We start from the raw sequence: 14,540 nt of genomic DNA, 5'->3' as shown, positions 1-14,540 counted from the left end.
GATAAATGTCTTAAAAAGTATCATCAGCTTTGTCAATGTCTTAACTTAATGACATTGTCTATTTTACAGAATGCTTCTTTATCTTATTCATCTAGGACCTTACCGTTTGTTTCAATAATATGTTTCATCCATTTATATGATTTCTTTGGAACTCGTTTCAAACTACCATTACCTAAATCATCCATATCAACGTAGACGAAACCATAACGTTTCTTCATTTCACCAGTAGAAAGTGAAATTAAATCAATTGGTGCCCACATTGTATAGCCAATACATGGTACTTTATCAATATTAATTGCATCTGCCATTGCGGAAAGATGTTTTTGAAGATAATCAATTCGATAATCATCTTCAACATAACCATTTTTATCAGGTTTATCAATAGCACCCATACCATTTTCTACAATAAAGATTGGCTTCTGAATACGATCATATATCATATTCATTGTATAGCGTAATCCAAGTGGATCAAGTCCCCATCCCCAAGGTGTTTTTTCAAGGTAAGGATTAGCTTTACCACCTACATTAAACCATTCGTCCCCTTCTTTAGAAATATTAGAGCGATAATAACTAAAAGCAATAAAGTCAAGTTGACCATCTAATAATGTTTGTTTATCTGATGGGTCCATCTTAATTTCACTTAAGCTCTTAACCCCATGATGTTGTAAAATCAAATCTGCATATCTTGGATAGTATCCTCTACCCATAGTATCTACAAAATACCAGTTCTCACGTAATTCTTCTTGATTATGGAGAACATCTTCAGGCTTACAAGTAGCAGGATAACAAGTACTTAGAGCGTACATTGTCCCGAATTTACTATCCGGCATCATCTTATGTCCTAAAATCACAGTCTTAGCTGATGCTACGAACATGTTATGTGCTGCTTGATAACGATCTAGTCCAGTTGATTTATGAACACCACTTGGTCCAAAACCACGAGTAGCATTAATTTCATTAAAAGTAAGCCAGTATTTACATCTTTTACCAAAGTGTTCAAACAATGTCTTAGCATATTTGACATACAAATCTATGACTCTTCTAGAATTCCATCCATCATATTTAAGGGCTAGATTTACGGGCATTTCATCATGACAAATCGTAATTAATGGCTGAATATGATACTTTTCGAGTTCACTAATCACATTATCGTAGAACTTCAATCCCTCTACATTAGGCTTCTCTTCTTCACCATTTGGAAAAATTCTACTCCATGCAATTGAAAAACGATATACATTAAATCCCATACCGGCCATTAACTTAATATCTTCTTTATAATGATGATAGAAGTCGACAGCTTTATGACTTGGATAATATTGATCATCTAACCAAACAGGTTCAGCATCTTCTGGAACATCCTCTGCATCAAGAAATGAACTTTTGGGATTGATAATAGAACCATCTGGCATTTTCATTGTGTGATGACGTGGATGCTCAGGAGATCCATTGGTTTCGTAATCATGAGTTGATGGGCCACGGCCACCTTCATCAAATCCACCTTCATACTGAAAATCGGCGGTTGCTCCACCCCATAAAAAGCCTTTTGGTAATTCTTTACTCATTATTTTATATGCTCCTTTAATTTAAAACTGTTCCAACGGATACTTTACCGTTATCTTTAAGTTTAATTTGTTTATTATTTGGATTAGTTATAATCAACATTGTAGTAAGATCGTATCCTTGCTTCTCAATAGCTTTACGATCCACTTTTACAATAGGTTGCGCTGCTCTAACCTCATCATCGTGATGAGCAAGTACATCAAAGTCTTTACCCTTAAGGTTTACAGTGTTAATACCAATGTGAACTAAAATTTCAACGCCCTCTTTAGTTGTTATACCAAATGCGTGTCCTGTAGGGAACATTGCAGTAATTTTACCGTTTGCAGGAGCGCAAACAAAATCATTATCAAGTTTAAATGTTATCCCCTTGCCTAATGCACCACTAGAAAACGCATCATATTTAACATCTTTTAAAACAAATCTTAATCTAGTCATTCAGTGAGCAACGCTTGTTATATTTTCGCTGCCCCCTACATTTTCGAAATTCTCCTCAACGTTCTAATAAGCACATATGATAAATTTATCTTTTTTTACGTTACTTTTTACATTTATTATAATAGCATCTTATGAAAGCGAATTCAATGCAAATTGATAAGTTTTATCTTCTTACATGTTAAAATTATCAGTGTATAAGATAGGAGAATTTTATGAATATCAAGGACTTTCTAACCCCAAAAAATCAGCCATTATCAAAAACAGATGAAAAAATATTCAAGGCTCTAAAAAAATATCCTTCTCATATGCAATTAATGACTATTCAGAAACTTTCTGCTGATGCACATACTTCTGTAGCTTCAGTACAGAGATACTGTAAAAAATTAGGGTTTAAAGGATTTAAGGAATTTCAATTTGAATTTCGTAATTTTTTGAATCAACAAAATTCAGGTACAAATAATCAATCAAACTATTTAAGCAACTATATTAAAGTTGTTAACGACTTTAAAAATATTGATTCTACTCAAATAAAAAGCTTAATTAATGACTTATTACAGGCTCGAATTACTTATTCTATGGGGATCTATTACTCTGGTTTGCCTGCAAGACAATTATCCCTAGCATTAAAAGATCTTAACAAAATAAGTTTTTCTGCAAGCGATTATATTACTGCTTCACATTGGACTAGATTAGTTACTAAGGATGATGCTTTAGTTGTATTTTCAATTAGTGGTGATGAATCAGGCCTTAAAAAGTATTTATCTGAAGCATTGAAGAAAACTGATAAAACATATCTAATTACTTTTAATGACGATACTGTTTTAAAAAGATATTTTAAACATATTATCGTTCTTCCTGGAAAAGCATTTGTTTATAATTCATCAATGGATCCTCAATCTCTAGTATTATTATTTGTAGAAACGATAATAGAGCAGGCAATAAATTTAACTAACAACAAATAGGTAAATAATTAACCATAGAAAAAAGACAGCCACTTGGCTGTCTTTTTTTGCTTTTTTCCATTTTAAAAAGTTCTTTTTAATTAAACAAAGATATTTGTTCAGGCTGTGACTTCTTAATAAAACTACCTAATTTTAAATATGCAAATTCAAATCCCGAAAGACTGTCCTTATCATATTTTTCAATCAAATATTTATCGTCATACTTTGCGCAAGCATCGTGTCTTTCAAAGCATGTCGCGCAGAGCAACCTGTCATGACAATGCAGCAATGGAAAGCTTCTTCCACATTATGAAAGTGGAAATGGATTATTTTACTCATCACTTTGAAACCAAAAAGCAGCTTGTAAAAGCCATGAAAGAATGGATAGAATACTATAATCACAAAAGAATTCGACACAAACTAAAAGGCCTAACTCCGATAGAATATCGGAATCAGACCTTAAGTAAATTTATTTAGAAATTAACGTCCAGTTTTAGGGGTTAACTTCAGCTCACATAGAGCAATTATCTTTTAAGAATTGAGTTTTTAGTTATTTAGAGGGGTTATAAAACTCATTTTTGACTATTTTTTAACATTTTAACTGCTTTAATCAAACCATTCAATCCATCAACAATCTTTTGTCGAGGAGCACCAACATTAAATCTAAGGTAATGCGAGCCACCATTTCCATAAACTCGGCCATCCATGATTGCAACAGATTGATTTTCCACTAAATTCTTTTGTAAATCTGCCATTGGAATACCTAAAGGTGAAATATCAATCCATCCTAAATAGGTAGCTTCTGGTATGTTGAAGTTAAGATTTAGTTCTTCTTTTAAGGTTTTCTTGGTGTATTCAAAGTTTGCATCAAGATAATCATTTAATTGATCTAACCAATCTTCTTCATTGTTATAACAATCAATCAAAGCTAACATCCCTAAATAAGATGTTGACGAAAGAGCATTTTTTGCCTTTAATGTATGCAAGAAAAGTAATCTATCTAATTCATCTGGAATTAAAGCATATGAAAAAATTAAGGACGGTGTATTAAATGCCTTGGTCGAAGAAGTAACAACAGCTGAGTGTACAATTAGTTGTTTAAAATACGATGCTAAACTTGTCCCAACGATACCTTTTCTGCGAATATCCATATGAATTTCATCACTAATGATATTTACATGGTAGGCGTTACAAAGTTGGACGATTTTCAACATTTCATCCTTTGTCCAAACTTTTCCAAGTGGATTTTCAGGATTACATAAAACAAATACCTTTGGATGTTCAACTTGAAAAACATGTTCTAACTTATCAAAATCAACGCCTTGATTGATATTAATTTCGACTAAGTCTCGATTATTAGCTTCAATTGTATTAATGAAAGCGTCATAACATGGACTGAAAGTTACTACTTTATCTTTAGGATCACTAAATTGCTCGATTAATTTTGCTAAAGTGAATATTACAGCAGGACTATAAACTATCCAATCAGTATCAATTTTGCAACTATATCTCCTACTAAACCAACCTTTAATAGCATTTTTTAAATCTGGATTATTCCATCTGGTATAACCAAACAGTCCTCTTTTAGCAGTTTGAATTATAATGTCTGATACACCATCTGGGACCTTAAAATCCATATCAGATATCGTGAAAGGCAATAAATCAGCCTTGCCAAATCGATCTTGAACATAATCCCATTGAGTTGAATAAGTTCCGTAGCGATTTACAACAGTATCAAAATCAACTTTTTTCAAAATATCATCAGCTTTCTAATTGATCCCATTCTTTGGTAATGTGAGTTAATTGATGCGCTTTATTATCTTCTCCCATAAATAAATCATCTTCAATTCTCACACCACCAACGTTTTCAACATAGATACCAGGTTCTGCTGTAAACGTCATCCCTGCTTTCATGACAGCAGAACTACTTTGATTCAAAAGTGGATATTCATGAACGGTTAAACCAATACCGTGACCTAGACCATGTAAGAAATATTTGCCATAACCATATTTAGAAATCACCGTTCTAGCAGCAGCATCAATTTCTTTTAATGGTTTGCCAATTTCGCAAGTTTCTATTGCTTTTTGTTGGGCTTCCCTATCAATTTCATAGATATCATGAATTTGATCTTTCACCTTTCCTAAATGAATTGTTCGTGTTACATCTGAATAATAATGATCAACTTTAAACCCAAAATCAATGATTATCGGCTCATTATTTTGAATTATCTTTTGTGAAGCATGACCATGCGGAAGAGATGATCTTAAACCTGAAGCTACAATTGTCTCAAAAGCTCGACTATCAGCTCCTAATTTCAAGCCATAATTATCCAGTTCATTTGCCACTTCTTTTTCAGTTAATCCAGGATGAATGAATTGCTTGATATGTTCAAATGCCTTGGCTGAAATTTCATCGGCTTTTTCAATTTTCTGTTTTTCTGTTGGATCTTTAATCATTCTAAGATGTTCAATAAAGTCACTAGTTGGAATAATTTTTGTATTTGTATTTTCTTTAATAGCTAAATATTCCTCAACGTTCATTTCCTTGGATTCAACGCCAAAAGTTTTGTAATCTTTTTGAACAACAAAGTCAGCTATAGTTTTGCTAATTTGCATTTTGTCATCAATAATTTCAAAATCTGGTGATTGCTCTTTTAATTGATAAAAATATCTACCATCAGCAATGACATATTGACTATGAAGATCAACAATTACTCTTGCATAAGTTCCAGTAAAGTTAGAAATATAATACCTATTGGCCTGTGAAGTTATTAAGATTGCATCAAGTCCATTTTGCTGCATCATTCTTCTTAAAATTTTCAATCTTTCATTATGCATTCTGTAATTCCTTTCCAACACTAACAACCGTCGAATGGGTTAAATAATCATGAATTGCTAAATGTCTAGGTTTCCAAAATAAGAGAAAGATAGAGGCTAAAGTAGCAATATTCCAAAAAATACTAAAATAGCCATCTACATTAATATTGCTTAATGTTGTTATTAAAACTCGAAAATAGTTTGAAGTATATGTAGCAGATCCCTCAATTAAGTTAAGGATGATAACCTCACGCAAGAAATAATCTTTAAAAGTCAATGGTGTTCCATTTAAATGAACAATCTTTAAATGGAAGAAGTGTTTACCCAAAGTTTGACCGGGATATATTTTCAAAGGAATTACTACATAATAACCAAAAGTCAATAAAATACTGATAATTAAAATGATTACGGTAGTTAATTTACTAACACCAATTGCTTGAAAATTATAAAAGCTTGTTAGATATTGATTACTTTTAGAAATCATACAGAAAAATAGCACAGCGGGTAAACTGCAAATAATTCCACCTAAAATCCAATCTGTGATTGCAGCAAATATTCTTTGATTGGTTATGTTAGGAATTGTTTCTTTTCTAAATTCAGTATTTGTTTTTTTCTTTCTCTTTGACATTTAAATCATCACTTTTTTAGAATTAGAAGTCCAAATGCATATCTTTAATTAAATCAGCATCTGCTTCAGAAATAACTTGTTTCTGCTTCTTTGCTTGTTCCAATTGACGTTTTTCAGCAATCTTAAAGAATGGATACCAAATTAAGATTGATAAGATAATTTGAATACCATTAATAATCAAACTATGCCAATCAAAGGTAGCTAAATAGCCTTCAAAGAAGACACCAACATATGGCGGAGTAAATGTTGAAGCTCTCATAAATCCTAATTGAGTAGCCCAAGCAGCAATTGATGCATTAATAGGCCCTAAAATTACAAATGGAATGAAATAAATAGGATTCAAAACAACTGGAGCACCAAATAAGATAGGTTCGTTAATTCCGAATAAAGCAGGAATTAAAGCTAAACGTCCAATTTTCTTTTGAGCAACAGCCTTTGAAAACATACACCAAAATACCAATCCAAAAGTAAGACCTGTACCAGTGAAGTTACCAAATGCAGAGTCAAATCCTGGAGTATAGAAGTGAGTTGGAATTAAGCCAGCTTTAGCACGTGCAATGTTTTCTGCTAAGAATTGAGTTTGAATTGGAGTAGTTACTGGACTCAAAACAGCTGGGTGAATACCAAAGAAGAATAATAGGCATTGTAAGAATTTTACGAATGTATAAGCAAAGACATTATCCATTGAACCAACAAGTGGTGATAAGATCTTAGCAAAGATCATTGGTGGCATTGTGTGTAAAACATTAACACAAAGAATTCTGATAATTAAGAAGAAGCCCACAATGATTAACGATAATGGAATCATTTCAAAAGATCTTGAAACGAAGTCTGGTACTGAATCAGGCATCTTAATAGTAAAATTCTTCTTCTTACACCATCTAAACAAAACTACAGCTACAATTGATGCAAACATTGATACAAATAAACCTTTTGTACCAAAGTAAGTTACATCAACTGTCCCATCTTTGGCAAAATCAACTGCCAAAATCAAGTAGCTCATTACACCCATAGTGACACAGCCAGGAACATCAAGTTTCCACGACTTTGCCATGTGATAAGCAATAATAGCTGATACATACAATGCCATCATGCCCATCCCAATGGTAGAAGGAATAGAAATAATTTGATCATTTTGAGTTATCCAAATTGAAATTGGATTCTTTGGACCAATCATATTTGGAATGGCACCTGGAATTAAACAGAATGAACCAATAATTAAAATTGGTATCATTGCCACCATGGTTTTCTTAATTGCACTTAAATAAACATTTTTATCCATCCAATTAGCAACAGGAGTAAAATATTTATTCATGAAAGCTTCAAATGAACTAAACATAATTATGCACCTTCTTTTTGGTTGAGTTCAGCCTTTCTTTTCGCTATAAATGCCTCTTTCAATACAGTCGCACCATCCATAGAGCCATATGTTTGTTGATCAATGACTATATATGGAATATTCAATGGTTTAGTAATTTTCTCAACATAATCTTTTTTATATGAAATTTGAGGTCCGAGTAAGACTACATCTGTACCTTCAATTTCGTTAGGAAGTTGTTCTACTGGAATAGCTTCTAATGAATATTCTTTTTCATTTAGGACTTTACTTTTTTTCAAAACATCTTTCATGGAGTCCATCATCATTGTTGTTGATAAACCAGCTACACAGCATAAAATTATTTTCATAATTATTTCTTCCTTTCTTTAAGATTTATCTCTTTCTTCAAAGATATTAATTAATTCTTCAATCAAATCTCGAGATAATTGCGCACACATGTAATGATCTTGGGCATGCACCATCAATAAACTCATCTTTTCCTCTTGATCTTTATTCTTCAACGCTTGAGTGATCATTGCAGTTTGCATATTATGTGCTTTCACATCTGCATCTTTTGATTGTCGTAATAAATCTTTTGCTTTTTGATAATCATGTTTCTTCACACTTTGCAAAGCTTCAAAAGCTAATGACCTACTTTCTCCAGCAGAAGATATTAAAGTCATAACTTGTTTTTCATATTCCGTATCCATCAGCTCTCACCTCTTTAATATGTGTAAAAATCTTTAATTTGTTGTTTACTCAAAGATTGAGCAATTGTAACTATCAGTTTACTCATGTTAGAAAAGTCTTTGAGGTTTGCGAAAGAATGTGGATCATGACAATACTTAATCGGAAAACCTAAAACTGCCGAAACAGTACCACCATTTTCAAGGTGAGCGGTCGCTGCATCAGTTCCTCCACCTTTGAACATATCGTGTTGATATGGAATCTTATTTTTAGTAGCTAATTCATTTAAATAATTAATTAACTTTCGATTAGGGATCATTGTCTTATCATAAAATTCAAGCATTGGGCCATAACCTAATTTACGGTGATTAGTAAAACCGCGATCTAATTCTGGATGTTTAGCTACATCAACTGCAAAGAACAAATCTGGTTTCTTCAAGTAAGAACATAACTTTGCACCTCGACAGCCTACTTCTTCACTACTTGTAAATGCTGCAACAACATTAACTTTTAAATCTAATTTAGCTATTTTTTGCATTGCATTGATAAGCGCAAAATCGCCAGCACGGTCATCCATAGCTTTTCCCATAACTGTGTCAGATTCTGCTAATCTCTTAAATTCAGAATCAAAGACAACCATATCGCCAATGTTAATACCAGCCTTTAAAACAGCCTCACGAGAATCAAATCCAAAATCAACATACATATCTTCAATTTGACCATCAGTATTTTTAATTACATTCATCAATCCGGTAATTTTCTTACCCGACTGAGTAGTAACTCTCACAGGCTGATTTATCTTAGCTCTATCTTCTACTCCACCAACTGCCATTAGATAAGCGAAGCCGATATCTGAAATATTTCTAATCATAAAACCTACTTCATCTAAATGGCTTGCAAACATAATCGTTGGAGCATCTTCAACTGAACTTCTCTTAGTTGCCATTAAGCTACCAAGACCATCGTAATAAAAATCATTGGCATACATTTTTAGTGCATTCTTGATAATATTTCTAACTTCTTTTTCGTTTGATGCGATACTATCAGCATTTGAAAGATCAGACAAAAGATTAATATCCATCTTTATACCTCAATTTTTTCTAATACATTAATTATCTTTTCACATGTTCCAACTTGGACAATTGACCTAATTTTTTCAGGCTCTTTCATTAGATAATAAAGATCATTTGAAATGATTGAATATAACTCTCTATCTGTTTGAGACAAACAAATTAAGAAAATCAAAGTTACTTTACCTGATGGAGTTATTAAATCAGGTTCAACTATACCTACAGAAATTGAACTCTTTATCGCATCAGTTTTAATAGGATGAGGAATAGCAATACCATTTTGATAAATAGTATTCATAAGACTTTCTCGAATCAAAATATTCTTAATTACCTCTTCTTTAGCATATTTTTTATCAATTAATTCTTGTCCCATTTTTTTAAGTAATGATTCATAAGCAATCGGTTTAAACTTAAAAATTAAATTCGATTTTATTAAATTAAGATATCTCTTATTAAAAATTGCTTCTGATGAATTATTCTTTTTTTGATCATCCAAAAACAATTTTTCTTTAATATCTTTTAAATCTTTATTTGATAACAGTTCACCAATAAAAATTGTGGGAACTTCAAAATTTAAATTAATTGGTACCATAGTCAAAAGAAGATTAGGATTAAACTTCTCAATTGCTTTTCTTTCGTAATAAGCAAAAGTTTTAATTTCAGCATCCTGGAATATTTCTAATATTCTCTTTCTAGTCATCTCTGCTAAAATTCCACCACTAGTACAAATAATGGCAATTTTTTTGTATTTCGTTAGTTTTTGCTCTTTTTGTTTTTCCATATAATTCAAAAAGTAAAGTGCTATAAAGCCTAACTCATCGTTAGAAATCTCATAACCGTATTTTTCCTTTAAGAAAGAATAAAAACGTAAAGTAATATCAAAAACTAACGGATATTTGACGCTAATTTCTATTAGTAATGGATTCTTATAATTAATATTTTTATTAATCCTTTGAAAAAGAGATAGCAGATGATTAGTTAATCGATCAATAAAATCAGTATCTTCTAAAAATTTTGTATTCTCAGATAAATCTATCTGTTTAATAAATTGATTTAAATCCCTTTTTAAATCATTCTTTTTTACATTAGGAGCAGTCTTTTTTTTTGCAAATAATCGATTCAGTTTACCTAAAGAATTAACATCATTCTGATTGATGTTGATTACAAAGTATTCAGATAATGGAAGCAACAAATTATTCACTGATTTAATTGAAGTATGAGTTAAATCCTTATCATCTGAATATTGATCAATAAAAGTTAATTTGTAGTAAATAAAACAAATTAAAAGATTTCGCGTTGAAACATATTCATAATAACTAATCCGACTTTGTTGACTGTTTAAATTCTTTTTTAACAGTGCGTCAACATAATTTGTATTTTTAATCTTTGTGTCAATAATTGAATGAAACTTATCACCTCGTTCATATGAATCTTTGATTATCTGTAAAATATTTAATTCTGAGCCCTTAATTCTCAAACCATAATGACTTTTACGTTCAAGCTTTAAACCATATGTATTTAAATATTTCTCTAAGTTAAACATTTTTGAAAAGACTAATGTTTTACTTAAATCAAGATTTTCAGCTAGTTCATCTGCAGTTAAGTACTTAGTACCTCTTTGAATCAATAATTCTAGTTCATTGATAATCAAAGCTTTTTCACTATTTATTTCAAAATCTGAATTTAATGATTGATAAAAATCTGAAAATTTTTTTGCATCTAAAATTTTTAGATAATACCCTTTACCATAATTGTTTTGTATCCGAAATCCGTTCTTTTTTCCTTCTTTCTTCAACAAATGAATTCTATTTTGAATCGTTCGTTTAGAAACATGTAATTCCTTAGCCAAATAATTGGCACTTAAATAATCAGAGGAAAATTGTAATTTTTTTAGAATTGTTGCTAGCATAATTTTTCTTCCTCCCAGTCATTATTCTAATTGAAGCGCTTTCATTAGAACAGGACAATTTTTGCATTATATTTTGCAAAATTTGTTCTAATAAAGAATAGAATAGTAATCAAAATAAAAAGACAACCGCTCACATAGAGCGATTGTTTATTAAAAATTGAGTTTTTAGTTATTTAGAGGGGTTAACTTCAAAGTGGCTGTCTTTTTGCTTTGTTACATATCAAGAAAATTATTTATTAATTAAACAAAGATGTTTGTTTAGGTTGTGACTTCTTAATAAAACTATCTAATTTTAAATATGCAAATTCAAATCCCGAAAGACTGTCCTTATCATATTTTTTAATCAAATAGTCTATCAAAGTATGTTTCATTAAATCAGCATATTTACTAGGTGTATTCGCTGATAAGACTTTAACTTTATCCGCTTTATCACTTAGAAAATCAGCATTTAAGTAGTGCGCTATCTGTTGACCATTCTTGACACGTGAAGTCCATATACCACCGCTACACAGATTATGTATTGCAAAAGAAAATATACCTTCTACATAATCATTAATTCCATTTTGGCTAAAGCTTATAACAGCCTTGTAACGATGGAAACAACTTGTTCTGTAATCAGCATTCATGATAAAGCCCCCCTAATCTACGAAAACTGTTGGAAATGTTTTATCAGGATTATCACAATCTTCCCTCAAAAACTTAATATGTTTACGTATTTTAGCTATGTCTTTATCACTTAAACTGGCAAAATAGCTACCTTCTGATTTACAAATAATCGTTGTCCCAACATTTATAGACGCAAAGTTTTTTACAACACTAGGAACAGGTTTTTGAATGAGCAAGCCTTCATCATCAACGATAAAGGTATACTCTTCTTTATCTATTAAGTGATAGCCAACGTCAATACATTCACATTTGATGATTTTTGATAATGCTGAAGCACTATTGCCATCTACTTCTGTCTCATAAACAGAACGACTATTAACATCATCAACTAAAACTTTTATCATATTGTTCATTCTTTTTCTCCGTACTTAATTCTTTTTACAAAAAAATAGCATCCCACCACCAATTTATCTTGGTTTGGAAATGCTATTTTATATTCCTTTTTTATCTATTTTTCTTTAAATGTTGACCAAACAACCCTACTTTCAAGATCTTTTTGAGTATCTTTAATGTCTTGCAAATTATCAGTATAGATAGAAAGCTTTGACTTATCGTCATTAGTCGTAAGCAAGATATTATTGCAATGGTTGTTAATTACATCAACAATTTCATGCCAATTATTCTTACAATCTTCTATATCTAAACGATAATCCCAAGGACTATTTGGATTTTCTTTCATGTTAGCCAAAATAAAATCTAAACATCCAATCATATTAATACCTCACCCTATTCATTACAAAAATCAACCGATAGGTTTCCTGCTAAATAATCTCCAAAATCCTTCAAAGACTGGATTGAACTAGTCATATTTGACCAATCATGTTCAAGAACCAATACTTCAAGGTCGGAAATCCAACAATTGCTAGGTTTCTTTAAATGCATTTCGGAATAATAATTATTGAACATTTCTTTTATCTGTTCGTTATCAGCACTGTCTAAAGTGTCATTATCACGACACCATTCAGGCACAACTGTTAATAGATATTCCGTTGCACCATCAATTGAATTATTACCTACTATTTTGGGATCACCTTCAATAGCAAGCTGCAGGCCATTACCAACTAATAACTTAGCAATATTTCTATTATCTCCACGTTGATCTAAGGCTGAAGCATTATAGTCTTTAACAGTATTTAAAACTGTTTGGATCTTAGAAGTATCGTAGTTAATATGAATTTCTGTCATGTTTATTCCCTCTTTATATATCGAAATCAACGCCATTTTCACCTAATGGCTTTAATAAGTCATTAAGTTCTTTTTCTTGCTGATCATTCAAATCATTCCAAAATTCAGAATTAGGTTTTTCAACAATTTGATAACCTAAATCGTCATAATATTCCAAAGAAATATCATTAACATCGGTATTTTCATTTTGATCAGTACAAAAAATCTCATAGTAATCTGGAAGATAAATCAGATAGCATTGGGTAAAAGCATTAGCTACTACTTGAATGCCGGTTTTTTCTCTTAAATCTGTAACAAATTCAAAAGGATTATCTCCAAAGTACCAATCAATATTTTCCTTATCAGGCTTTGCATTGTCCCATACGAAATCGCCAATAACAGCATTGATAAATCTACCAACAGTATTATTTGGCAAGTAAGAACGTGCTTTATCCCAATAATCTTCAAAAAGTTCTGATGTTTTATCAGCTAATTCATAGCCAAATTGGTTTTCGATCTCTTTAAGTTCATTAATATGAACTTCACTTAAAATTCCTTCTGTCATGTTTATCTCACCTTTTTTATATCATTTCGTTTTCAGCCATTGAGAAATAATGATTTTTGCCAACAACAAAATGATCTAATAAGTTAATTCTCAAAAGCTCTGCTATCTTTTTTAAATCTTTCGTTGTCTTCAAATCAGCTTGTGACGGTATAAGTTTACCGGATGGATGATTGTGACAAATGAAGAAAGCTACGGCATTATTTTCTATTAACTTTCTGATTACAATGGTTGGTGAAACCCATGCACGATCTACGAGTCCTAAAGAAACACAATCTTCAGAGATAATATGATTACCATTATCAAGAGATATAACGATAAATTCTTCTTGATCCAGATAGCCATATTTTTTACATAGATAATTACCGATGGTTTTTGAACTGTTGTAAACATCCGGTCGCTCGGCTTTTTTTGCCAACTCAAGCTGCATATATCTTAGATATGCTGCTTTAAGTTCAAAATCTTTATCTAAAGCATCATCTTTCAAATGCTTAAATAAATTATTTACCCTGATTTAAAATTGAAGTGCAACACAAATAGAACTTAAACAAAAAGGTCATGAAGTCCTAAACTTAAATTAACGGACTAGTTAAGAAAGGAATCTTCATGACCCAAGCAAATTCTAGCATGCAAACACCATATCATTAATTAACCAGCTAAGCTAGCGGACAAATCCAGGCTTTACATGACCAAGGCTACTTGCAAGCTGCAATTGCCCGCAAACTGGGCTACCACCGTTCCACGATTTGCCGGGAATTAAAGCGGGGCCGTGTCAGACAGCGG

18 protein-coding genes and 2 pseudogenes are annotated in these 14,540 nt (G+C 31.4%); 4 read left to right on the top strand and 16 right to left on the bottom strand.

All coding sequences use genetic code 11. From position 1 onward, the window contains the following. Positions 1-83: 83 nt before the first annotated feature. Complete coding sequence (locus FC77_RS06290; protein ID WP_056970721.1) at positions 84-1,562, bottom strand: glycoside hydrolase family 1 protein; 1,479 nt, start codon at positions 1,560-1,562, stop codon at positions 84-86. Positions 1,563-1,578: 16 nt separating this feature from the next. After that, entirely contained in the window at positions 1,579-1,995 is a 417-nt protein-coding gene (locus FC77_RS06285; RefSeq protein WP_054682114.1) for a PTS sugar transporter subunit IIA, read from the bottom strand. A gap of 212 nt (positions 1,996-2,207) precedes the next feature. Between FC77_RS06285 and FC77_RS06280 the strand changes: the two genes are divergently transcribed. The 3 genes and pseudogenes from FC77_RS06280 (at position 2,208) to FC77_RS08480 (ending at position 3,413) form a co-directional block, all read left to right on the top strand. Beyond that, a complete protein-coding gene (locus FC77_RS06280; RefSeq protein WP_056970719.1) occupies positions 2,208-2,957 on the top strand; it encodes a MurR/RpiR family transcriptional regulator in 750 nt (249 codons plus the stop codon). A gap of 177 nt (positions 2,958-3,134) precedes the next feature. Further along, positions 3,135-3,252, top strand: a pseudogene (locus FC77_RS08485) (IS3 family transposase); the annotation flags it as partial. After that, positions 3,225-3,413 carry an IS3 family transposase gene (locus FC77_RS08480; protein WP_229773312.1) on the top strand — a complete coding sequence of 63 codons (189 nt, stop codon included), beginning with the start codon at positions 3,225-3,227 and terminating at the stop codon, positions 3,411-3,413. The pseudogene FC77_RS08485 and the gene FC77_RS08480, both read left to right, overlap by 28 nt. 95 nt (positions 3,414-3,508) lie before the next feature. On the opposite strand, the gene FC77_RS06270 is transcribed toward FC77_RS08480, so the two are convergent. The 14 genes from FC77_RS06270 to FC77_RS06205 all read right to left on the bottom strand — a co-directional run bounded on the left by FC77_RS06270 (position 3,509) and on the right by FC77_RS06205 (position 14,244). Then, positions 3,509-4,690, bottom strand: coding sequence for a MalY/PatB family protein (locus FC77_RS06270; RefSeq protein WP_056970716.1), 1,182 nt, complete (start codon positions 4,688-4,690; stop codon positions 3,509-3,511). Positions 4,691-4,697: 7 nt separating this feature from the next. After that, on the bottom strand, positions 4,698-5,774 hold the full coding sequence (locus FC77_RS06265; RefSeq protein WP_054682109.1) for a M24 family metallopeptidase: 1,077 nt from the start codon (positions 5,772-5,774) through the stop codon (positions 4,698-4,700). Continuing rightward, a complete protein-coding gene (locus tag FC77_RS06260) occupies positions 5,767-6,381 on the bottom strand; it encodes an RDD family protein (RefSeq protein WP_056970715.1) in 615 nt (204 codons plus the stop codon). The genes FC77_RS06265 and FC77_RS06260 overlap by 8 nt, the downstream gene beginning before the upstream one ends. Positions 6,382-6,403: 22 nt before the next feature. Beyond that, positions 6,404-7,720 (bottom strand): PTS sugar transporter subunit IIC, encoded by a 1,317-nt coding sequence (locus tag FC77_RS06255; RefSeq protein ID WP_054682107.1) that lies wholly within the window; start codon positions 7,718-7,720, stop codon positions 6,404-6,406. A gap of 2 nt (positions 7,721-7,722) precedes the next feature. Next, the gene (locus FC77_RS06250; protein ID WP_056970714.1) at positions 7,723-8,067 is read right to left on the bottom strand and encodes a PTS sugar transporter subunit IIB; all 345 of its coding nucleotides are present in this window, start codon (positions 8,065-8,067) and stop codon (positions 7,723-7,725) included. 18 nt (positions 8,068-8,085) lie between these two features. Further along, positions 8,086-8,409, bottom strand: a complete 324-nt coding sequence (locus FC77_RS06245; RefSeq protein WP_054682105.1) for a PTS lactose/cellobiose transporter subunit IIA — start codon at positions 8,407-8,409, stop codon at positions 8,086-8,088. 14 nt (positions 8,410-8,423) lie between these two features. Next, positions 8,424-9,467 (bottom strand): aminopeptidase, encoded by a 1,044-nt coding sequence (gene ypdE, locus FC77_RS06240; protein ID WP_056970711.1) that lies wholly within the window; start codon positions 9,465-9,467, stop codon positions 8,424-8,426. A gap of 2 nt (positions 9,468-9,469) precedes the next feature. Next, positions 9,470-11,365 carry a BglG family transcription antiterminator gene (locus FC77_RS06235; RefSeq protein ID WP_056970709.1) on the bottom strand — a complete coding sequence of 632 codons (1,896 nt, stop codon included), beginning with the start codon at positions 11,363-11,365 and terminating at the stop codon, positions 9,470-9,472. Positions 11,366-11,601: 236 nt separating this feature from the next. Then, positions 11,602-11,991, bottom strand: a complete 390-nt coding sequence (locus tag FC77_RS06230) for a hypothetical protein (protein ID WP_056970707.1) — start codon at positions 11,989-11,991, stop codon at positions 11,602-11,604. Between the two features lie 12 nt (positions 11,992-12,003). After that, entirely contained in the window at positions 12,004-12,384 is a 381-nt protein-coding gene (locus FC77_RS06225; RefSeq protein WP_056970705.1) for a DUF3846 domain-containing protein, read from the bottom strand. 95 nt (positions 12,385-12,479) lie between these two features. Beyond that, on the bottom strand, positions 12,480-12,743 hold the full coding sequence (locus tag FC77_RS06220; RefSeq protein WP_054682093.1) for a hypothetical protein: 264 nt from the start codon (positions 12,741-12,743) through the stop codon (positions 12,480-12,482). Positions 12,744-12,757: 14 nt separating this feature from the next. Beyond that, complete coding sequence (locus tag FC77_RS06215; RefSeq protein ID WP_054682092.1) at positions 12,758-13,216, bottom strand: hypothetical protein; 459 nt, start codon at positions 13,214-13,216, stop codon at positions 12,758-12,760. 13 nt (positions 13,217-13,229) lie between these two features. After that, the gene (locus tag FC77_RS06210) at positions 13,230-13,760 is read right to left on the bottom strand and encodes a hypothetical protein (protein WP_056970704.1); all 531 of its coding nucleotides are present in this window, start codon (positions 13,758-13,760) and stop codon (positions 13,230-13,232) included. A 16-nt stretch (positions 13,761-13,776) separates the two neighbouring features. Next, a complete protein-coding gene (locus FC77_RS06205; RefSeq protein ID WP_056970702.1) occupies positions 13,777-14,244 on the bottom strand; it encodes a JAB domain-containing protein in 468 nt (155 codons plus the stop codon). Between the two features lie 119 nt (positions 14,245-14,363). On the opposite strand from FC77_RS06205, the pseudogene FC77_RS08475 reads away from it, so the two are divergent. After that, positions 14,364-14,540, top strand: a pseudogene (locus tag FC77_RS08475) (helix-turn-helix domain-containing protein); the annotation flags it as partial.

It is taken from the genome of Lactobacillus acetotolerans DSM 20749 = JCM 3825 (genome assembly GCF_001436775.1).
In the GTDB taxonomy this organism is placed as follows: domain Bacteria; phylum Bacillota; class Bacilli; order Lactobacillales; family Lactobacillaceae; genus Lactobacillus; species Lactobacillus acetotolerans.
This window is presented reverse-complemented; position numbering and strand designations above follow the sequence as displayed.